This is a genomic window from Mesorhizobium sp. NZP2234 (assembly GCF_013170765.1).
Lineage (GTDB): Bacteria > Pseudomonadota > Alphaproteobacteria > Rhizobiales > Rhizobiaceae > Mesorhizobium > Mesorhizobium loti_D.
Genome location: NZ_CP033364.1, coordinates 750,235 through 770,813 on the forward strand (window position 1 = coordinate 750,235; position 20,579 = coordinate 770,813).

General features: G+C 62.8%; 22 protein-coding genes, 1 tRNA gene and 1 pseudogene. 19 read left to right on the forward strand and 5 right to left on the reverse strand.

Annotated features, from left to right (window positions below; genetic code table 11):
• Window positions 1-36: 36 nt before the first annotated feature.
• The 3 genes from EB230_RS03545 to EB230_RS03555 are packed head-to-tail and all read left to right on the forward strand — an operon-like array spanning window position 37 to window position 3,339.
• Complete coding sequence (locus EB230_RS03545) at window positions 37-501, forward strand: MarR family winged helix-turn-helix transcriptional regulator (protein ID WP_056573637.1); 465 nt, start codon at window positions 37-39, stop codon at window positions 499-501.
• Window positions 494-1,795 carry an HlyD family secretion protein gene (locus EB230_RS03550; protein ID WP_172371389.1) on the forward strand — a complete coding sequence of 434 codons (1,302 nt, stop codon included), beginning with the start codon at window positions 494-496 and terminating at the stop codon, window positions 1,793-1,795. Before EB230_RS03545 ends, EB230_RS03550 begins: the two co-directional genes overlap by 8 nt.
• The gene (locus EB230_RS03555; protein WP_172371391.1) at window positions 1,792-3,339 is read left to right on the forward strand and encodes a DHA2 family efflux MFS transporter permease subunit; all 1,548 of its coding nucleotides are present in this window, start codon (window positions 1,792-1,794) and stop codon (window positions 3,337-3,339) included. The genes EB230_RS03550 and EB230_RS03555 overlap by 4 nt, the downstream gene beginning before the upstream one ends.
• Window positions 3,340-3,534: 195 nt before the next feature.
• Here the strand turns inward: EB230_RS03555 and EB230_RS03560 are convergent, their stop codons facing one another.
• From EB230_RS03560 to rpmH, 4 genes are all read right to left on the reverse strand, one after another.
• Window positions 3,535-4,095 carry a fasciclin domain-containing protein gene (locus tag EB230_RS03560; RefSeq protein WP_056573642.1) on the reverse strand — a complete coding sequence of 187 codons (561 nt, stop codon included), beginning with the start codon at window positions 4,093-4,095 and terminating at the stop codon, window positions 3,535-3,537.
• A gap of 193 nt (window positions 4,096-4,288) precedes the next feature.
• Complete coding sequence (gene yidC, locus EB230_RS03565; protein WP_172371394.1) at window positions 4,289-6,100, reverse strand: membrane protein insertase YidC; 1,812 nt, start codon at window positions 6,098-6,100, stop codon at window positions 4,289-4,291.
• Between the two features lie 14 nt (window positions 6,101-6,114).
• Window positions 6,115-6,468 (reverse strand): ribonuclease P protein component, encoded by a 354-nt coding sequence (gene rnpA / locus EB230_RS03570; protein WP_056573647.1) that lies wholly within the window; start codon window positions 6,466-6,468, stop codon window positions 6,115-6,117.
• A gap of 14 nt (window positions 6,469-6,482) precedes the next feature.
• Window positions 6,483-6,617 carry a 50S ribosomal protein L34 gene (rpmH, locus tag EB230_RS03575; RefSeq protein ID WP_008833937.1) on the reverse strand — a complete coding sequence of 45 codons (135 nt, stop codon included), beginning with the start codon at window positions 6,615-6,617 and terminating at the stop codon, window positions 6,483-6,485.
• Window positions 6,618-6,897: 280 nt separating this feature from the next.
• On the opposite strand from rpmH, the gene EB230_RS03580 reads away from it, so the two are divergent.
• Both EB230_RS03580 and EB230_RS03585 read left to right on the forward strand, forming a co-directional pair.
• Window positions 6,898-8,385 (forward strand): HAMP domain-containing sensor histidine kinase, encoded by a 1,488-nt coding sequence (locus tag EB230_RS03580; RefSeq protein ID WP_056573650.1) that lies wholly within the window; start codon window positions 6,898-6,900, stop codon window positions 8,383-8,385.
• A 276-nt stretch (window positions 8,386-8,661) separates the two neighbouring features.
• A tRNA-Arg gene (locus EB230_RS03585) sits at window positions 8,662-8,738 on the forward strand.
• A 427-nt stretch (window positions 8,739-9,165) separates the two neighbouring features.
• Here EB230_RS03585 and EB230_RS03590 read toward each other — a convergent pair.
• On the reverse strand, window positions 9,166-10,563 hold the full coding sequence (locus tag EB230_RS03590) for an FAD-binding oxidoreductase (protein WP_172371396.1): 1,398 nt from the start codon (window positions 10,561-10,563) through the stop codon (window positions 9,166-9,168).
• 108 nt (window positions 10,564-10,671) lie between these two features.
• On the opposite strand from EB230_RS03590, the gene EB230_RS03595 reads away from it, so the two are divergent.
• The 14 genes and pseudogenes from EB230_RS03595 to EB230_RS03660 all read left to right on the forward strand — a co-directional run bounded on the left by EB230_RS03595 (window position 10,672) and on the right by EB230_RS03660 (window position 20,549).
• On the forward strand, window positions 10,672-11,577 hold the full coding sequence (locus EB230_RS03595) for a LysR substrate-binding domain-containing protein (RefSeq protein ID WP_172371398.1): 906 nt from the start codon (window positions 10,672-10,674) through the stop codon (window positions 11,575-11,577).
• Window positions 11,578-11,627: 50 nt separating this feature from the next.
• A complete protein-coding gene (locus EB230_RS03600; protein WP_172371400.1) occupies window positions 11,628-11,894 on the forward strand; it encodes a sensor histidine kinase in 267 nt (88 codons plus the stop codon).
• 370 nt (window positions 11,895-12,264) lie between these two features.
• The gene (locus tag EB230_RS03605) at window positions 12,265-12,795 is read left to right on the forward strand and encodes a dihydrofolate reductase family protein (protein WP_056573668.1); all 531 of its coding nucleotides are present in this window, start codon (window positions 12,265-12,267) and stop codon (window positions 12,793-12,795) included.
• Between the two features lie 191 nt (window positions 12,796-12,986).
• Complete coding sequence (locus EB230_RS32540) at window positions 12,987-13,403, forward strand: hypothetical protein (RefSeq protein WP_246738909.1); 417 nt, start codon at window positions 12,987-12,989, stop codon at window positions 13,401-13,403.
• A gap of 58 nt (window positions 13,404-13,461) precedes the next feature.
• Entirely contained in the window at window positions 13,462-14,229 is a 768-nt protein-coding gene (locus EB230_RS03615; RefSeq protein WP_056573674.1) for a helix-turn-helix domain-containing protein, read from the forward strand.
• 281 nt (window positions 14,230-14,510) lie between these two features.
• The gene (locus tag EB230_RS03620) at window positions 14,511-14,981 is read left to right on the forward strand and encodes a heme-binding protein (protein ID WP_172371402.1); all 471 of its coding nucleotides are present in this window, start codon (window positions 14,511-14,513) and stop codon (window positions 14,979-14,981) included.
• Window positions 14,982-14,991: 10 nt separating this feature from the next.
• Window positions 14,992-16,041, forward strand: coding sequence for an alpha/beta fold hydrolase (locus tag EB230_RS03625; RefSeq protein ID WP_172371404.1), 1,050 nt, complete (start codon window positions 14,992-14,994; stop codon window positions 16,039-16,041).
• Window positions 16,042-16,137: 96 nt separating this feature from the next.
• Window positions 16,138-16,935: an ABC transporter ATP-binding protein gene (locus EB230_RS03630; RefSeq protein ID WP_056573684.1), complete on the forward strand. Its 798-nt coding sequence runs from the start codon at window positions 16,138-16,140 to the stop codon at window positions 16,933-16,935.
• Window positions 16,936-16,946: 11 nt separating this feature from the next.
• Window positions 16,947-17,762: an ABC transporter permease gene (locus EB230_RS03635; protein ID WP_056573688.1), complete on the forward strand. Its 816-nt coding sequence runs from the start codon at window positions 16,947-16,949 to the stop codon at window positions 17,760-17,762.
• Window positions 17,763-17,796: 34 nt separating this feature from the next.
• Window positions 17,797-18,999 carry an ABC transporter substrate-binding protein gene (locus EB230_RS03640; RefSeq protein WP_081294972.1) on the forward strand — a complete coding sequence of 401 codons (1,203 nt, stop codon included), beginning with the start codon at window positions 17,797-17,799 and terminating at the stop codon, window positions 18,997-18,999.
• Between the two features lie 83 nt (window positions 19,000-19,082).
• Window positions 19,083-19,178 (forward strand): annotated as a pseudogene (locus EB230_RS03645) (dihydrofolate reductase); the annotation flags it as partial.
• A gap of 122 nt (window positions 19,179-19,300) precedes the next feature.
• Window positions 19,301-20,059: an SDR family NAD(P)-dependent oxidoreductase gene (locus tag EB230_RS03650; RefSeq protein WP_172371406.1), complete on the forward strand. Its 759-nt coding sequence runs from the start codon at window positions 19,301-19,303 to the stop codon at window positions 20,057-20,059.
• Between the two features lie 102 nt (window positions 20,060-20,161).
• On the forward strand, window positions 20,162-20,368 hold the full coding sequence (locus tag EB230_RS03655; RefSeq protein ID WP_056573697.1) for a hypothetical protein: 207 nt from the start codon (window positions 20,162-20,164) through the stop codon (window positions 20,366-20,368).
• Window positions 20,369-20,375: 7 nt separating this feature from the next.
• Window positions 20,376-20,549 carry a hypothetical protein gene (locus EB230_RS03660; RefSeq protein ID WP_171883272.1) on the forward strand — a complete coding sequence of 58 codons (174 nt, stop codon included), beginning with the start codon at window positions 20,376-20,378 and terminating at the stop codon, window positions 20,547-20,549.
• The last annotated feature ends 30 nt before the right edge of the window (window positions 20,550-20,579 follow it).

Consider the following 20,579-nt stretch of genomic DNA (forward strand, 5'->3'; position numbering starts at 1 on the left):
TCACGAAAAGTTGTCCGTAGATCCTGACCTCCTCCCATGTCCCCCTCGCCAAATATCAGCTTCGTGCTGCACGACGTTGCGCGCTTGCTTCGGAAGCGGTTCGAGCAGCGTTCCCGGACATCGGGGCTGACCCGCGCCCAATGGCAGGTGCTGGCCTATCTCTGCCTGCATGAAGGCATTCACCAGAACAAGCTCGCCGACCTCATCGAGATCATGCCGATCACGCTTGCGCGGCTGCTCGACAAGATGGAGGCGCGCGGCTTCATCGAACGCCGGCCCGACCCCACCGATCGCAGGGCGTGGCTGCTTTACCTGACCCCGCGGGCCCATCCGCTGCTCGATACCATGCGCGGCAACGGCCAGAAAACCCGAGACGAGGCCTTCGCCGGCCTTTCGTCTGAAACACAGCAGCATCTGCTGCAGACCCTAAGCTTGATCAAATCCAATCTGCTCGCGGCTTGCACCCAGCCGGCCGTCGACCGGGAGAACGTACATGGCTGAATCAACATCCCCAAAGAAGCCTGTCGAGGATGACCCTTCAACGGGTCGCGCCGGCGACCAGATCATCCTGCTGGACAGCGAGCGCGAACAGAGGCGCGCCAATGTCGTCATCGACAATGACGAGCTGGAAGCTCCGGTTGCGCTGGAACCCGCGGCACTCGAGGCTCCGGCCAAGGAGCCGCAGCCACAGCAGGCCCCTGCCGCCCTTGCCCCTCCTGCTCCTGCCCCGGCCAAGCCGAAGCGCGGCCTGACGCGGCCGGTGCTTTTTGCCCTGCTTCCCGTCGCGCTGGCCGTCGGCGGCTATTATTACGTCACCGGAGGCCAGGTGATGACGACCGACAATGCCTATATCCAGGCGCAGTCGCTGGGCGTGTCCACCGACGTGTCCGGCACCGTGCAGGAGATCGACGTGCACGAGAACCAGGCTGTAAAGAAGGGCGACGTGCTCTTCCGCCTGCGGCCCGCCTCTTTCGAAACCGCTCTTGCAGCCGCCCAGGCCCAGCTCGGGACCGTGCGCAATCAGGTACTGACCCTGCAGGCCAGCTACCAGCAATCGCTGTCGCAAATCGAGCAGGCCGAGGCCGACATTCCCTACTACGAGGCCGCCTTCCAGCGGCAGCAGGATCTGCTCAAGACCTCGACCGCCTCCAAGGCGACCTTCGACAGCGCCCAGCACGACCTCGTCGCCGCGCGCCAGAAAGTGTCCGTCGCCAAGGCGCAGGCGCAGGCCATGCTTGCCCAGCTGGGCGGCGATGCCAGCCAGCCGGTGGAAAAGAACCCCTTCTACCTGCAGGCCCAGTCGGGCGTCGATGACGCGCAGCGCAACCTCGGCGATTCGGTGGTCAAGGCGCCGTTCGACGGCATCGTCACCAATGTCGACGCGCTTCAGGTCGGCAAGTATCTGCCGGCTTCGCAGCCGGCCTTCAGCCTGGTTTCGTCGACCGATCTGTGGATCGAGGCGGAGCCGAAGGAGACCGAACTGACCTATGTGCGGCCGGGACAGGCGGCGACGATCAGCGTCGACACCTATCCGGTCGCTGTCTGGCACGGCACGGTCGCTTCGATCAGTCCCGCCTCGTCGTCGAGCTTCTCGCTGCTGCCGGCCCAGAACACCACCGGCAACTGGGTCAAGGTCGTGCAGCGCATCCCGATGCGGGTGACGGTTGACGATCCCCAGGGCAAGCCTCCGCTGCGCGGCGGCATGAGCGCCGTGGTCGACGTCGAGACCGGCCATGCGCGCGGCCTGCCGGACTTCGTCACCAACCTCCTGAACCGGTTCGGACAGAAATCATGAGCAACGCGTCCGCGGCAGGTGCCACACCGGTGGTCGCCAATCGCGGCGCCATCACTGCTTGCGTGATCCTGGCCGTCATCATGCAGGCGCTGGACACGACCATCGCCAATGTGGCGCTGCCATACATCCAGGGCAGCGTGTCGGCCAGCGCCGACCAGATCAACTGGGTGCTGACCTCCTACATCGTCGCGGCGGCGGTGATGACACCGCCTTCGGGCTACCTCGCAACCCGCTTCGGCCGCAAGCGCATCCTTCTGACCTCGATCACCGGCTTCGTGGTTGCCTCGGTCCTGTGCGGCTTCGCGCAGTCGCTGCCGCAGATCGTCGGCTTCCGCCTGCTGCAGGGCCTGTTCGGCGCGGCCCTGGTGCCGCTGTCGCAGAGCATCCTGCTGGATATCTACAGCGTCGAGGAGCGCGGCTCGGCGATGGCGCTGTTCGGCGTTTCGGTGATGGTCGGGCCGGTGCTGGGCCCGGTCATCGGCGGCTGGCTGACCGAGAATGTCTCCTGGCGCTGGGTGTTTTACATCAACGTGCCGATCGGCGCGCTGGCTTTCGCGGGCGTGTCCCTGTTCGTCCTGGAAACCAAGCTGGACATCAAGGCAAGGCTGGACTGGCTGGGTTTCGGCATGCTCAGCATCACCATCGCGGCGCTGCAGATGTTTCTCGATCGCGGCGAGCAGCTCAACTGGTTCTCCTCATCCGAGATCATCGTCGAGGCGTTGATCTGCGCGTCGGCCTTCTACATCTTCCTCGTCCATACCTTCACCGCCAAGAACACCTTCGTGAACCCGCGGCTCTTCCTGGACAGGAATTTCGCCGTCGGCATGGTCTTCATCTTCATCATCGGCATCACCTATCTCGCCTCGCTTGCGCTGATGACACCCTACCTGCAGACGCTGATGGGCTATCCGGTGGTGACGGCCGGCATCGTCATGGGCCCGCGCGGCCTTGGCACGATGGCGTGCATGTTCCTGGTCGGCAGGCTGATCGGCAAGGTGGATACGCGATGGCTGCTGCTGATCGGCCTGCTGATCACCGCCTGGGCGATGTACGACATGACCGGCTGGACGCCCGATGTCTCGCAATGGACGATCATCAGCACCGGCTTCGTCCAGGGCGCCGGGCTGGGCTTCCTGTTCGTGCCGCTGACCACCATCACCTTCGCCACCCTGGCGCCGGAGCGGCGCGCGGAAGGCACCGGGCTTTACAACCTGTCGCGAAACATCGGCTCGAGCGTCGGCATATCGGTGGTCACCGCGCTGTTGACGCAGAACGTGCAGATCAACCATGCCAACATCGCCACCTATGTGACGCCCTTCAACCAGGCGTTCAGCAACCCGGCGATCGCGCAGGCGATGAACCCCTACACCGCCGCCGGGCGGGCCGCGCTGGACGGCGTCGTGACGTTGCAGGCGACAATCATCAGCTACATGAACGACTTCAAGCTGATGATGATCCTGTCGCTGGCGGCCATCCCCCTGGTGCTCCTGCTGCGCAAGCCGGGCACGCCGGCCAAGGTCGACCACAGCGCCGTCATGGAATGAAGCCGGGCCCGGCTGACTGGGTCGGGACCAGCCACGCACATATCCCACAAAGGGAAACCGGGGTCCTGTGAGGGACGACAGGACCCCGGCCTCGCCGATACGACTTCCCAAGAAACCTGGCACCTCGACGCGAGGCGGGAACGGCTGGCCGATAAAGCCCCAACGACCTGCCGATACCCCTTTCGCCGGAAGCCGCTACTTCGGCAAGAGCACCTTGTTGACGACATGGATGACGCCGTTGGACTGGTTGACGTCGGCGATGGTCACCTTCGCCATGCCGCCGGACTCGTCCATGATGTAGAGCTTGCCCTTCTTGACCTCGGCGGTGAGCGTGTCGCCGGAGACGGTCTTCATCTCGTATTTGCCGCCCATAGCCTTGGCCTTCTTCATCATCTCGGCGCCCGAAATCTTGCCGGCCACCACATGCGCGGTCAGCACCTTTGTGAGCTGGCCCTTGTTTTCAGGCTTCAGCAGCGTATCGACAGTGCCCTTGGGCAATGCCGCGAAGGCTTCATTGGTGGGCGCGAAGACGGTGAACGGTCCGGCGCCCTGCAAGGTATCGACCAGACCGGCGGCCTTGACGGCGGCCACCAACGTCGTGTGGTCCTTCGAATTGACGGCATTCTCGACGATGTTCTTGGTGGTGTACATCGGCGCGCCGCCGACATTCGGGTTCTTGGCGTATGCAGGAGCGGCAATCGCCACGCCGGCGACAAGGGCCGAAATGGCGATGGTTCTGAATGATGGCAAGCGCATGTGGTCTTCCTCCGGGTGAGGGCTGATCGGAATTGATAGCCTTTGGAAACTCACACGCAGTCACGTCCCGCGACCGCTCGCAGTTTCGTCGATCACGGGAACGTGAACGGATATCTTCCCAAGAAAAAGCCCGGACAAACCGGGCTTTTTCAGAAGGAGAACTTCTATTCCGCTTTTCGCGGAAGAAGGGCGGTTACTCCGCCGGCGACGGTTTCTTTCGAAAGAGTGCGACCAGATTGTCCCACAGCTCGATCTTGGCGCCCTGGCGCTTCATGATCACGCCCTGCTGGAGGATCGAGAGCGTGTTGTTCCAGGCCCAGTAGATGACGAGGCCGGCCGGGAAACCCGCCATCATGAATGTGAAGATGATCGGCATCCAGGTGAAGATCGCGGCCTGCGTCGGATCCGGCGGCGTCGGATTCATGCGCATCTGCAGGAACATGGTGACGCCCATGATCAGCGGCCAGACACCAATCATCAGCATATGCGGCAGCGTGACCGGGATAAGGCCGAACAGGTTGAACAGCGACGTCGGATCGGGTGCCGCCAGATCCTGGATCCAGCCGAAGAACGGCGCGTGGCGCATCTCGATGGTGATGTAGAGCACCTTGTAGAGCGAGAAGAAGACCGGAATCTGCAGCGCCACCGGCCAGCAGCCGGCAAGCGGATTGATCTTCTCGGTCTTGTACAGCTCCATCATCGCCTGCTGCTGCTTCATCTTGTCGTCCGCGTATTTCTCGCGGATCTCCAGCATCTTGGGCTGCACCTTCTTCATGTTCGCCATCGACGCGTAGGACTTGTTGGCGAGCGGGAAGAAGATGGCCTTGACGATGACGGTGGTGGCGAGGATCGCCAGGCCGAAATTGCCGAAGAATTTGTAGAGCGTGTCGATCAGCCAGAACATCGGCTTGGTGATGAAATAGAACCAGCCCCAGTCGATCACCAGATTGAACTGGCGAATGTTCCGGTCCTTCTCATAGGCGTTGATCTTGGCGACTTCCTTGGCGCCGGCGAAGATCTCGGTCTCGACGGTCGCGGACTGGCCGGCATCGACATTGATCGCATCGGTGAGGAAGTCGGACTGATAGCGGTGGCGGCCATCCTCGAAAAAGGCATAGCGCGGCTGAAAAGGCTGCTTTTCGGTCGGCACCAGCGTCACGGCCCAGTATTTGTCGGTGATGCCGAGCCAGCCGTCGGTCGACTTTCCCGGCGTGACCTGCTTTTCAGACTCGATCTTGGCGTATTTATATTCGGCCAGGCCTTCGGTGCCGGTCACGCCGATCAGCCCCTCATGCAGCACATAAGTGCTGGCGACGGCCGGCTTGTCGTAGCGGGTGACGCGGCCGTAATTGAACAGCGAAACCGCGCTCGAGCCGGAATTCTGCACCGTGTCCGACACCGTGAACATGTAGTCGCCGTCCACGGAGAAGGTGCGCTTGAAGGTCAGGCCCTTGTCGTTGGTGTAGGTCAGCGTCACCGGCGTCGACGGGGTCAGCGTCGGATTGCCGTCGACACTCCACGCCGTTTCCGCACCGGGCACAGCACCGGTCTTGTCGTTGCCGACGAAGCCGATCTCGGCGAAATATCCGGTGGGCAGCGCCTGCGGGTTGAGCAGTTCGATCTCGGGCGAATTCTTGTCGACGGTCTCGGTGTAGTGCTTGAGCTTGAGGTCGTCGAGCCGCGCGCCGGTCAGGTTGATCGAGCCCTCGAGGCTCGGCGTGTCGATCTTGACGCGCTTCGATGCGGCAAGCGCCTGATCGCGGCTGGCCGCGGTGACGGTATCGCCGCCTGGCGCGCTGGGAATGGTGCCTGGTGCAGGTGCCGGTGTTGCAGCACCCGGATTGGCCGCTTCCGCCGCCTTCTTCTGCTCCGCCGCCCGCTGCTGCTCGATCTTGGCGGCCTCGCGCTGCTGCTCGACGCGCGGGTTCATGTAGAAAACCTGCCACAAAGTCAGGATCAGCACCGACAGCGCGATGGTGATGAAGAAGTTCCGGTTGTTTTCCATCGAGAGCCCTTGGCCTATCGTGTTCCGCGAAGTCGGCGGGAGAGTTCGGCCTTCAACTGGCCGAAGGGGGCGCGCAGCGCATCATCACGCCCGACGATGACATAATCATTGCCGGGCGCCATGTCATCTGCGGCATGGGTGCGGACGGCTTCTCTCAGCCGCCGCCTGACGCGGTTGCGCACAACAGCGTTGCCGACCTTCTTGGTAACGGTGTAGCCGACACGCGGCACGCCGCCATCGCCGCGGTCAAGGACCTCGACGAGGAAAAACCGTCCGCGTCGCTTCTCACCACGACGGACGGCCAGGAATTCCGCGCGTTTCAGAAGCCGCTTGGGATTTTGCCCCACTGGCTTGCCGGTTGCGGGCAACGATCTCGTCTCGCTTAGGCGCTGAGCCGCTTGCGGCCGCGGTTGCGGCGAGCCGCGACGACGCCACGACCACCCTTGGTGGCCATGCGGGCACGGAAACCATGCCGGCGTTTGCGGACGAGTTTGGACGGTTGGTAGGTACGCTTCATTTGTTTTAATACCGCGGGGTGCGGCCCTTCTTGATTCTGTCACTTTGTAACAGGAGCTTTGCCGGGCCTGTTTTGGCGCGATCGAAACCGCGCCGGGACGAATGGCCCGAGCGTGAGCGGGCTTATAGAAAGAAGGGTTTTGGAAGTCAATCCGGCGTCTTCGCGACGTGGACGCAGGTTTCATGACGGTAATTTAATGTTCGGACCAAAGGATGAAATTGGCAAAAAAGGCGTAATCGCCTAATCTTGGCCGATCAAGTGATTGTGAAGACAGAGTCGCATGAGCGAAGCCAGCCAAGCAGGGGAAGGGATCGGCACGGCGCCAGCCGCCGTCCGCACGGTGCCCTTGTCACGCGGCCTGTCGACAAAACTGCTGCTGTTGACCATCGTTTTCGTGCTTTTGGCTGAAGTGCTCATCTTCCTGCCCTGGATCGCCAGCTACCGGCTGAGCTGGCTCAAGGAGCGGCTGAGCACGGCCGCCGCCGTGTCGATCGTGCTGGTGCAGGGCGAGTCCACCTCATTGTCGCGAACGGCCCAGAACGACGTGCTGATGGCGATCGGCGCCAAGGCGATCGCGGTGCGCGACGGCGGCGTCTCGCGGCTTCTGGTGGTGGCGGACATGCCGCCGCAGGTCGACGAGCACATCGACCTCGCCAGCGTCGGCATGATCAAGGGCATGACCGGCGCGCTCGACACGCTGTTCTTCGGCGGCGACCGGATGCTGCGCGTCTTCGGACCGGTCGGCGACAGCGACAAGGAGTTCGAGCTGATCATGCCGGACTACTCGCTACGCAAGGCAATGCTCATCTATTCGCGCAACGTCGCCTTCGTCTCGCTGCTGATCTCGCTGTTCACCGCCATGCTGGTCTATGCCGCGATCGACCTGATCATGATCGGGCCGATCCGTACCATGACGCGCTCGATGCTGTCCTTTTCCGAGGCCCCGGACGATCCCGGGCGCATCATCCATCCCGCCGCCCGCGCCGACGAGATCGGCGTTGCCGAACGCGAGCTGTCGCAGATGCAGGAGCGGCTGCAAAAGATGCTCTCCGAGCAGAAGCACCTTGCCGACCTCGGCCTGGCGGTCTCGAAGATCAACCACGACATGCGCAACATCCTGGCCTCGGCACAGCTGATGTCGGACCGCCTGCGCCAGGTCAGGGATCCGACCGTACAAGCCTTCGCGCCGAAGCTGCTGCGCGCGCTCGACCGGGCCGTCTCCTATTCGGAAGGCGTGCTTCACTATGGCCGCACGCAGGAGCCGCCGCCTTCGCGCCGCAGGGTGCGGCTGCGCCAGCTGGTGGAGGACGTGCACGGCCTGCTCGACATCGAGGAGGGCATCGAGTTCATCAACGCGGTCGAGGCGGCTTTCGAGGTGGATGCCGATTCCGACCAGCTGTTCCGGGTGCTCACCAATCTGTGCCGCAACTCCGTGCAGGCGATGGCGGCTGACACTGAGAGCGCGTTGGTGCGGCGGCTCGCGGTCTCGGCAGAACGCATGGGCAGTGTCAGCCGCATCGCCGTCACCGATACGGGTCCCGGCCTGCCGCCGAAGGCGCGCGAGAACCTGTTCGCGGCGTTCCGCGGCTCGGCGCGCAGCGGCGGCACCGGTCTTGGCCTGGCGATAGCGCACGAACTGATCCGTGCCCATGGCGGCACGGTGGAACTGGTCGAATCGATTGGCGGGCGCACCACTTTCGCCGTCACCATCCCCGACCAACCGGTGCGGCTCGACCAGGCGCGCGGCAGCCTGCGCCGTCCGGCGTGACGGCCGTGGTGGTGCTTTCCTAAGGCGCTCGCCTTTCGGGCCTGAGGCTTTTGATGGCCTTCCCCGCGACTTTTCCCGTTCGGATTGAAATCAGACCGGCTCGTCGGCCGCTTCAAAGCCTCCGGTGCGGGGCTGTCATCGCCAGATGGCACACCCACGACAAAACTTTTGCCGGATCGGCTTGCTTTTCCCAAATTCAGTCGCTAGGGAACTGCACACATTCGTGGCCGGTCCTCAGGATCGGATCGCGGGGCCGTCGAAAACATGGCCTGATGCGCGCCCGTAGCTCAGCTGGATAGAGCACCAGACTACGAATCTGGGGGTCAGGAGTTCGAATCTCTTCGGGCGCGCCATTTCATCACACTGAAATCGTTGTATTTTTTGGCCATTCGAGATGGGATGTGCCGGCTTAGGTTCTGGAATTTAAGCCGGTTTTGGGTGAAGGCCGATAGCCACCTCAATATCCGGGCTGCCCGCGGCGGCCCGTCGATCACGACAAGATCGACGTTGCGCAGGCACCGGCGGCAAGCCGGCCGGAAGCATCGCGATTCCGAGCCGGATGGCCCGGCAGGACGATCTTGTGGTTGACCAGGACGCAAACAGGACGTCGGAGAATCGCCCGTTGCGCAGGGCTTCCAGCATCGTTGCTCGCCCTCACGTCGGCGAAACCGCAGACCGGAATTGGCTGGCGGCGACACGGCGGAACAGCCACGGCGCGAACGACAAACAGGACGACGGGAATGGTCCAACGGCCGCGCATTCTCTTCCCCCACCCGCGAATTATACCGTTGGCCGGATGTTCTGGTTCAGGCGGAAGAAATTGCTCGGATCGTATTTGTTCTTCAGCGCTACGAGCCGCGCATGGTTCTCGCCATAAGCCGCGCGGACCCGATCCTCCCCTTCATCACCGAGATTGTTCGCGTAGACGCCGCCGGTCGAATAGGGGCTGATGGCGCTCCACAGCTCGCGAGCCCAACGGATATTGGCCTCGTCGTCCGCCGGGTCGTCCCAGATTGCGAGCGGGAAGCAGTCGTACTGTGCGTGGCGGTTGGCATAGGTAGAGGCGGATGGTGGGACACGGGCGATCGCGCCGCCAACCTGCTGGAACACCAACAGCGCGGAAGGCGAAGGGGCCTTGGGATAGATTTCCAGGAGCGCGTCGATCGCGCCGTCGCTGATTTCGCCGAGGAACTGCGCTTTCCAGTAATAGCGCCGCCCGCGCGGGAAAAGACTGTCGCCGGCGGACTGAATCTCAAGGTAAGGACGGATAGCGAGGTTGCTGTCGATGGGCGAGCCGAACTTCATCAGCGGAGCGATGATGTCCTCGCCGGCTTCCGGACGGCCGGCATGGCAGGCCGAAATACTGAAGGCTCGTTCACCTGTCGGAAGGGAGACGAGGGCGGCGTCGACGCTGAGTTCATCGGGGGCTCTGCGGCAGAATTCGTGATAGAATTTCATCGCGCCACGAGCGTGATCGTAGCGGTGAAGGACCGAGCCGACCAGCAGACCAGGACCGACGGCGTGTAACTGATATTCGAACGCCGTAACGATGCCGAAATTGCCGCCTCCACCCCTCAGCCCCCAGAACAGGTCGGGATTTTCCGAGGCGCTGGCGCGCACCATACGGCCATCGGCGGTCACCACGTCGGCGGCGATGAGATTGTCGCAGGTGAGGCCATATTTGCGGCCTAGCTTGCCGAAGCCGCCGCCCAGTGTCAGCCCGGCAATGCCGGTATCGCCATTGACGCCCATCGTCGTTGCCAGGCCGTGGGCCTGCGTCGCCGCATCGAACTCGCCAAGGCTAAGGCCCGCCTCGGCCCGCACGACGCGGCGCACCGGGTCAACCTCGATTGCCTTCATGCGAGACAGGTCGATGACGATTCCGTCGTCGCAGACCGAGAGCCCCGCAACGTTGTGCCCGCCACTTCGAACGGCCACGGGATTGTTCGTTGTCCTGGCGAATGTCACCGTCTGGATGACGTCGTCGGCGTTGGCGCAATAGACGATCGCGGCTGGTCGTTTGTCGATCGCCCCGTTCCAGACCTTGCGGGCCTCCTCATATGTGCGGCCTCCCGGCAGGACCAACTCGCCGCTCAATTTGTGTCGAAGCCAATCGAGCGCCGACATGGCGGGACGGGATTTGCCCGAGACAGAGTCCGTCAGCCGCTTCTGGTCCATTGGAGTAAGCCTCCGTTCTTGCCGGACAATGGTCTCATGGGAGTGCGATCTGCCGCAAAATCGAAGATTTCAGCTGGTCGATGAGAGAAATTCATCTAGACTGGTAGAATGAGGAAGCTACCGCCGCTGCGCTCGCTGCACGCCTTCGAGGCGGCCGCGCGGCATGGTAGTTTCAAGACCGCCGCCGCGGAACTTGGTGTGACACCGACCGCTATCAGCCACCAAATCCGCTTGTTGGAGGAGCAGTGCGGTCGACTGTTGTTTCAGCGACGGCCGCGACCTCTCACGCTGACGAGCGCGGGGGCAAGCTTGTTTCCGGCTCTGCGCAATGGCTTCGATGTTCTTGCCGGCGCGATCGCCGCGCTCTCCGAGCCCGATATCCATGGGCCTCTGCGGGTTACAAGCCCGAGCGCCTTCGCAAGTCGATGGCTTGTTCCGCGTCTGCCGACGTGGCGAGAAGCAAATCCGGGCGTGCCCTTGGAGATAATAGGGACGGACGCGGTGCTCGATCTGCGTGCCGGCGCCGCGGACGTGGCGATCCGCTATGCACGTCAGCCGCCTTTGGATTTCGCCGCGCGGGAGGTCTGTCGTGATGCGTTCTTTCCTGTTTGCAGTCCGGGTCTATTGATGCGCGAGGCGCGGCCGGTTCAGCGCGTTGCCGATCTGCTGCGCTTTCCGCTGATCCATTTCGATTGGATGAGCCGCGATCCGGACGCTCCGACCTGGCGGCGATGGCTGGCAATGGCGCGTTCGATTGATCCCGATCTGAAAATGGACAAGGCATGGGATCTGAGCTTTCGCGAGGAGATTCATGCCATCGACGCGGTCGTCGCTGGCCAGGGTATTGCGATCTGCAGCGATATCGTCGTCAGCCAGGAATTGGAGAACGGAGTCCTCATCAAGGCACATCCGTTATCCCTGCCGGGATATGGCTTCTACGTCGTCTCGATGCCTCACGGTGCGCGGGCGGCGGCGATCGAGTCGTTCTCGGCCTGGATGAGATCCGTTATTTGAGCGGAGATCTCTCCGGCACGATGTAAACACCGCTTCGAGATCTATTTCGATTGGAAGCCATCACGCGACCTACCGGCTTGGCGATGTCGGTGGCGCCCGGCCGGATCGACGTTGACGTCACGACAGACGGCGGTGAGACGCTCCTGGTCTGGCGCGAGACTGGGCGCCCTCAGCCTTCGCTCGGCGCAGCCGCCGGGTTCGGCAGCCGGCTCGAACGGGGGCTGACAAGCGCATTGGGGGCTGCAATCGAGCGCGACTGGCAGCCGGCGGGGCTGGTCGTGTCTATCGCCGTGTCGAAGGCGGCGATCTGCGTCTAACCGGCCGTCAGGTTGCGTGGAGACCGCCTGCGATTGCAGGGAGATGTCAGCCCGCGATTGAGCTGCCTTGCCACCCGTTCGCTGCTCGCACTGGCACGGCTAATCCGCTCACACGGTCGACATCAACGGGCTGCCTCGCCGCATCCACGCGCCGGCAGCACCTCCTGCCAGGATTCCGTCCATGACCGACAAACGACCGAACCTGACCCGCGCGACCGGCGCCCGCGAGAGTCCGATCGGTCAGGACGCTGGATCATGAGACGTTCATGCGCTCTGCAAAAACCAATTGCCAGACAGCGTCAGGCAATCTAGACTGATTGCATAACGCAACCAGCAGCGCGCGGATGTGCCGTGCGAGGAAGGGGAATGTGTGGCAAAGCTCGTGTTCGGAATGAACCAGTCCCTGGACGGCTACGTCGACCATACGGGATTTGCGCCACCCCCCACGCTCTTCCGCCACTTCATCGAGGAGGCTCAGAAGCAGGCGGGCAGCGTGTATGGTCGCCAAATGTATGAGATCATGCGTTACTGGGACGACGATCATCCTGAATGGGATGCGGAGCGACAGGCCTTCGCGGCGGCGTGGCGAAACCAGCCCAAATGGGTCGTTTCGCGCTCGCTGAAGTCGGTCGGCCCCAAGGCCAGGCTGATCGAGGATGATCTCGAAAGTGCTATCCGCGATCTGAAGGCCGGGAGCGACGGGGAGATCGAGGTTGCTGGTCCGACCTTGGCGCAAAGCCTCACAGAGCTTGGCCTGATCGATGAATATCGAATCTACCTGCACCCCGTCGTGCTTGGTCACGGCAAGCCATATTTCGCCGGCCCCCGACCGCCGCTCCGCCTTCTGACTCACGATCGGATCTGCGAGGACGTGATCCGGCTGACCTACGTTCCAGCTTGATTGCGCTAGGGATAACCGAAGACATCATCGCCGGGCTTGGCAAGTTCAGGGGCCTTCTGGTCATTGCGCGGAACTTCTCCTTCCAGTTCCGCGGCAAGGCCAATGAACGTGACCGGGGTGGCGGAAAAGCTTGGCGTTAAATACATCGTCGAAGGCAGAGTGCGAAAGACCGGCAACCGAGTCAGGTGACTGTGCAGCTGATCGACGCGTCCTCGGCGGTCCATATCTGGGGCGAGCACTACGACCGCGAACTCGACAACATTTTCGCCATTCAGGACGACATCACCCGAATGATCGCGGCCCGTCTGGCTCGGCAGGCTAGAACCGCGATCGCGTCGCGCCCCATGCGCACGGACGCTCCTGTTCGGGCTAGGCGGCTGGCTACCGGCCATCCTTTACTGGCTAATCGGGATTTGACTCAGAAGAAGGTCGGCATAGAGTCGATGGAGGTTGCCCATCTGCCATCAATTTCGTCGACGCAGGCCGGCGAGATGGAAGTTGGAAGGGAAAAGGGTGTCGGAAAGTCGAAGCCAGGAAGCGTGGGAAGCGGCAGCCTTTGCGGAGGATTTCCGCGGAGGTGTCTTCGCCGCGCAGCAGCGGCTGCGTAACCGACTCCTTGATCGCGGTGTAATCCGACGCGCACAGGCGCGCGATCTAGCCGCCCACATGCTCCTTCATCTTGATGACCTTCCAGGCTGCTGGTTCATTGCCACAAACTGGCTGCGAGCCGAGCTTGGATGTCAGCGCGTTGACACCGGTTTTGGATTGCGTGAGGCTAGGGATTATTTCCCCGGCTTCGCGGAAGCGAAGGACGCGGACTACGACGTTCCCTCTTTCGGCGGTGGCGGGGCTGTCGATAATCGCGATCCTGCGATGCAGGCCATGTGGCTGGAGCCGCACCCATTGATCTTTGCCGATATCAAGCAGGACAGTCGCATCACGATGCGACTACGACAAAGGATGTCGGGGGCGAGGACGAAATCAAAGTTCGCTTGGGCGCTTCGGACCGGACGCGGCAGCTACGGCCTGATTTGCGCTGACTGGACCGAGCACCTTGTTCCTTGGGAATCCGGTCTCCACGATTGCTTCGAACACACGGTGGTCGATGTCCTCAACCCGATCATCTCCGTTGCCAAGGAGATCGCCGATCACGACACGACGACCGGGAATGGGGACGAGGTACGGCGGAGCTATCATTTGGCCTTGTCAGCGCGCCTTACGGGCACAGCGTCGCTGGCAACGCTGACACTATCCGAGATCGAGATCGCCAGACTGGTCGCGAAGGGCCTGAGCTACAAGGAAATAGCCAGAATTCGCCGCAGGTCTTTCTCCACGATCGATCATCAGCTCAGGAGTATACGGCGGAAAACCGGTGTCTCCAGCACATCCGCCCTGGTCAGCTTGCTCGCAAGGTCTGACTTCCCCTTGGCCTGAAGAACGGTCGGTGTCGCGTTGTAGGCATTCGCGTCCGCAAGCGGCGGAAAACGCCCTCAATAGGAATGCCCCGCATTCTCAGATTGTTGGATCGATAACGCGATCCCTCATCGATCCCAGTTCGCATCGCGAACCTTCGCGATAGATGGCGCCCGACGTCCTTTGGTAGATCCGTAAGGCACATGATCGTGCAACGCTGAATCACCTCTCACGGGTGATTTGCCGAGGGAGGAGACGCGATGACCAAACGATTGCTTGCGGCAGCAGCGCTAATGGCTTGCTTGCCGACGCTCGGCGTGGCCGAGGGTCTCGGCAGCAAATCCATACTTACCTATGATGCCGCCGAAAGGATGATCGCGGCCTGCTTCGCCGCTCAGGCCGCCGCCGGCTATCCCAAGGTCAACGTCGTCGTGGTCGACGACGGCGGGCGGCTGATTGCCGCCGCGCGACAGGATGGGGCCTGCAAGGCCTGCACCGACATCGCTCAGAACAAGGCGATCACCTCCTCCCTCTACGCAGCCCCCACCCGGGCGATGGCCGATCTATCGTTCGGCGTGAAGCGCGACGGCGTGGACGCTGGCTTGCCAGGTGCGGCCTTTGTTCCCGGCCTCGTGGCCTTTGCCGGCGGTCTTCCAATCAAGACCGTGGCCGGTGACGTCATCGGCGGGATCGGCGTCAGTGGCGCCAGCGAGGATGAGGACGAAGGCTGCGCGCAGGCGGCCGTCGATGCCGTTTCGAAAAGCCTGAACTGAGAGCGGCGCGATGGTCGACAATCCGTTCTATGGTCCCGAAACGCAGGGCGACTACAAGCTTCACGATCTCGGCAACCTGATCCTTGAAAGCGGAGAAACGCTACGCGGCGCAAAGCTGGCCTACCGCACCTTCGGAACACTGAACGCCGAGAAGTCCAATGCCGTCCTGGTGACCACCTGGTTCTCCGGAACCGGCAAGGTAATGCAGGACGTTTATGTTGGTCCGGACCATGCGCTTGATCCGAACCGGTACTTCATCGTCATCGTGGATCAACTCGGCAGCGGCGTCTCGTCTTCGCCGCAGAACACGCCCCCACCACAGGCGATGGCGAAGTTCCCGAAGCTCTGCATCGGCGACGATGTCCGCGCGCAGCATCGTATGCTGACAGACCTGTTCGGCATCGAACGGCTGGCGCTCGTGGTCGGCGGGTCGATGGGCGGACAGCAGGTCTATGAATGGGCGGTCGTTCATCCGCGGATGGTTGAACGGGCGGCGCCGATCGCCGCAACCGCTCGCATTTCGCTGCATCAGCAGGTCTTTGTCGAAACGCTGAAGGAGGCGATCACGTCCGACCCGCGCTGGAACAGCGGCTGGTATGCCTCGGGCCTTGTCGTGCGCGAGGGTATGGACCGAATGGCGCGGATCGTGGCGACACTCGGCTGGTCCACGCAGTTCTACCAAGAGGAGCGGTGGCGCAGCGTGGTCGGCATGTCGTCGCTGGATGATTTCATCAATGGCGTGATGAAGGCCTATTTCGAGCCGATGGACCCCAATGTCCTATTGTGTGAGATGCACAAGTGGCAGCGGGCGGATGTGTCTCGACACGCGGGAGGTGATCTTGCCGCGGCGCTGGCTCGGGTCGAGGCAAGGACGATGGTCATGCCCATCAGTCATGACGGCTTCTTCCCGCCGCACGAATGCGAGGCCGACTGTCGCCTTGTACCGGGCGCGCTGTTCCGGGTGATCCAGTCGCCCGAGGGTCACATGGGCCTGAACGGGTTCGAGCCGGGATACATGGAACAGGTGGACCGCCATCTGAACGAGCTGCTCGCCGCCTGACGACACTGCAAACCGAGTTTGACCGCCCCTGAGCGCCACCGCTCGGGGGAACGGAGGGGCACGCCCCGATGACCGCGCCGGAGGACGCGCCAGAAGATGCAACCTACTAAAGACAAGGTGCTGAACGTCAGAGGCGCCACCAAAACCTATATGACTCAGTCGGGCGACGTTCACGCCCTCAAGGACGTCGATCTGACGGTGCGGCCGGGCGAATTCATCTCGGTTGTTGGGCCATCCGGTTGCGGCAAGACCACGCTGCTCTGGTCAATCGCCGGGCTTCACAAGCTGACCTCGGGCGCGATCGCACTCGGCGAGGCATGGATTACGCGCCCGCATCCCAGCATCGGCATGATGTTTCAGGAAGCGAACCTCCTGCCCTGGCGGACCATTCGCCAGAATATCGAGCTGCCGTTCGAAATCCGGAGGCAACGCCCGGATGCCGCGCGGATCGATACGTTCCTTGAGCGTGTCGGCCTCGGCGGCTTCGGCGACAAGATGCCCCGCGAATTGTCCGGCGGCATGCAGCAGCGTGCGTCCATCGTGCGCGCACTGGCGAGCGATCCGACGGTGCTCTTGATGGACGAACCGTTCGGAGCCCTCGACGCCTTCACGCGCGATGAGATGAACAAGCTGGTCGAGGAGATCTGGCTGGAATCCCGCAAGACGGTGATCCTGATCACCCACTCCATCGCCGAGGCGGTGTTCCTGGCCGACAAGGTCTACATCATGAGCGCGCGCCCGGGCCAGATCGCGCGAATGGTCGATATCCCGTTTCCGCGGCCAAGGTCGCTCGACCTCATGGAGACGCGCGAGTTCTTCGAACTCGTCAACATGATCAAGCACGACATCAAGCACCAGCCGTCGGCGAAGCCTGCGGCCGCCATCGCGGGATGAGGAGGTCCATCATGAGCATAACGACCCAGACCGGTGCCGGCATCGTCGGCGCAACCGGAGTTGCCAGCGGGCTCGGTGGCCAGGGGGCCAAGGAAGTTGCCGCGATCGTCGCCGTGGCTTTACTCGTCATCGGCGGAAGCGAACTGCTGCTGCGTCTGTTTGAGGTCCCGCAATTCATCCTGCCCACCCCATCAGCCATCGCCAGCGTGTTCGCCTCGGCCGAAATGCCGACGATCGCGGAACACTATTCCTACACGCTGATCGAGCTCGTGACTGGCTATGCCATCGGCGCGTCGATCGGATTGGTGCTCGCGGCGGTCATCACGCAGTTCCCCTTCGTGGAAAAGGTAATCACGCCTTACATACTGTTGCTGGTGACCACGCCGATGCTGGCGCTGGTGCCGCTCTTGATCCTGAACTTCGGCTTTGGGTTCACCCCGAGGATCATCGCCGTCGGGCTGGCGTCCGGTCCGATGGTGATGATCAACGCCGCCACAGGCTTTCGGCGTGTCGACGCTATGAAGATCGCGCTTGTGCGGTCTTGCGGCGCCTCGACACTGCAGATCTTCAGCAAGATACGCATTCCGATGGCCATGCCGATGGTGATCGTCGGCCTGATGATCGGGGCTATCTTCGGCATGATCACCGCCGTCGGCGCCGAGATGTCGGGCGGTGGATTCGGACTCGGCAGCCGCCTGACGACCTATTCCTCAACGCTTCGGATGCCGGAGTTCTTCGCGTGCATCCTGATCCTCGCAGTCACCGGGATCACGATCTACGCGTTCTTTTTCTGGCTCGGAAAGAGACTGGCCGGCTGGGAAAGCTGACCGAGAGGGCGAAACGCCGCGTTCGACCTGTGCAATGCAATATCGCGGCCCAACCAATATGGGAGGAGACCCTATGGCTCACCAAATGATGACTCGTCGGCGGCTGCTGCAAATCAGTGCCGGCGGCCTTGTGACCACCACCGTTCTGGGCGGCGGCGTGCTGACCTCGGGCACTGCCGAGGCCAAGCCCTACAATTCGCCCTTCACCTGGATTTCGCCGCGCGGCACGATCGAGGTGATGGACGACTACCCTTACTGGGTCGCCAAGGAGATGGGTTACTTCGGGGACCTCGGAGTGGATACGGACATGGAGCCGGGCCCATCGGACGGGACCGCTGTGGTGAAGTTCCTGGCGGTGCAACAGGCCGACATCGGCTTCCCCTCGCCGGGCGTGCTTTCCTTTGCGGTGAATGCGGGCATGGACCTCGTCTCGGTCTTCGGTAGCGGCTTCCTCGATCTCTTTAATGTCGCTTTCCGCAAGGGCCAGGCGGTGAAGAATCTGAAAGAGCTGGAAGGCAAGACCGTGCTACTGGGATCCGCTGCCTGGCAGTCGATCTGCGACCCGATGTTCGCGGCCGTTGGCGTCGACCCAAAGAAGATCACCTATGTCGAGGCTGGCTGGCCGACCTGGACGACGGCGCTCGCCGGCGGTCAGGGTGACGCATGCCTCGCATGGGAAGGCCTGCGGGCCGATCTGGGCGCAAAGGGTCTGGACTTCGACTACTGGCTGGGCATGCGCGGCTCGCCCCTGCCCTCGAACTCGCTCGTGGTGCGGCGCGCCGATCTGGAGGATGCCGAGCGGCTGGAGTTCCTGAAGAAATATCTCAAGGGCTGGGCGATGGGCAGCGAGTTCGCCGACCGGAACCCACGCGCAGCGACGGCCATCGTGTTCAAGGCCCTGCCCACGACCAAGGCCAATTATGGTCCCCGTGCGGGCACAGAAAGCCTGATGCAGATCCACCGCACCTTCAAGGGAGACATGACCAAGCGTGCAGGCTGGGGCGAGCACAACATTCCGGCCTGGGACAATTTCTTCAAAATCCTCAAGACCATCGGCCAGTCGAGCATCGACATCGAAACCGCGCGCTACGTCACCAACGATTTCATCGCCGGCGCGAATGACTTCGACAAGGCGAAGGTGCATGCCGACGCCGATGCCTATGCGCTGCCCGAGGACCTTGCAGCGATCGATATGACCGACGTCGAGGCGAAGTTCTACAGCAACGTGATCAACTGACAGGACTATGCGCCAGTCGCGGCGCGCAGTCCTGTTAACTCGCCGGGCACAGCCTCCCAGTGCCCGGCGAGAGGTTGCAATCGGGAGCACCGTTCGCTGGGCCCCGGCCGCCGCTCCGCCTTCTGACTCACGATCGGATTGGCGAGAACGTGATCCGGCTGACCTATGTTCCTGCCTGATCGTCGGCCTCTTCGGCGTCGTGGTCGGACGCCTGGCGCTGTCACGGCTTTTCGGTTCTGATGATACAGCCGACACTGTCCGTCTGTGTGCGGCAGGCACGGCCTTTGGAGTAGACCCGACCATGACCCTTCCCAGCATCAAACGCGCCTTGATCACCGGCTCCGGAGCCGCCGACGGCATCGGCTTCGCCATTGCCCGCCAGCTTGGCAGCACCGGCAACGCCGTGTTCCTCACCGGCGCCAGCGCGCGTGTGCTTGAGCGCGCCACCGAACTTCGTGCCAAGGGTATCGATGCCAGGGCCATGGTCGCCGATCTCACCAAGGCCGCCGATGTCGCGCGGCTGCGGGCAGATGTCGGCGCCATCGACATACTGGTCAACAATGCCGGCATGGGCTCGCTGGCATCACCCTCGGCCGACAAGGCGTTTCTCGCCATGACCGAGGCCGATTGGGACCGAGGCATCGATGTCAGCCTGAAGACGGCGTTCCTGGTCACCCATGCGTTCCTGCCGGCGATGATCGAAGCGGGCTATGGGCGCATCGTCAATGTGGCGTCGGTCACCGGCCCGCTGGTGTCTTTCGAAGGTACCTCGGCCTATTCGGCCGCCAAGGCCGGCATGGTCGGCCTGACGCGCACGCTGGCACTCGAAGTGGCCAGGAGCGGCGTGACGGTGAATGCCGTGGCTCCCGGCTGGATCGAAACGGGCGCGTCCAGCGAGATGGAACGGACGGCGGCCTTGCATACGCCGCCGGCGCGGGCGGGCCGGCCGGATGAAGTGGCGGCGGCGGTCGTGTTCCTGGCTTCCGAAGGCGCCAGCTATGTCAACGGGGCTCTTTTGGTGGTCGACGGCGGCAACAGCCTCCAGGAACACAAGGGCTGAAGGTCGGCCGGCCCTTGCCGCCCTTGCGCCAAGCAGTGGAACCAAACCGCCTGGCGGCGGTTTTCCCCTCGAAGGGACCGCGGACCTCAAGGGTGCGGAACAATGTACGACCATCTGGAACTGGAACTGGCGAGAGCCAGGCAGCGCGTCAAGCGCGCGGAATTATTTCTCACGCGAGCGAATGCAATGCTGGACGAGGAGCGTGGCGTCGGCATCAGCCTGGCCCTGTGCTGCCGGATCAGATCCGAGCAAAAACGTGTGACTGAAGCGCGTTCGCGCCTGCGCCAAATCGATCCCACCACACACTGATTGTGCCATGACCATGATGCCCTCCGAAAAGAGTGCCGCATATCGCGCTGCAAAGCTTGCCGTGCTGCGAAAGCTGATGGTGAAGCATATCGAGCGCACCGATGCCCAGGCGCGGAGTGTCGAGCAGGCGCTGGCGGTATTGGCTGAAGCGACTGCCCAGGCTCGCGGCGCGCATCGGTAGCATCGCCGCCGCCGTTCCGGACTGTCCCAC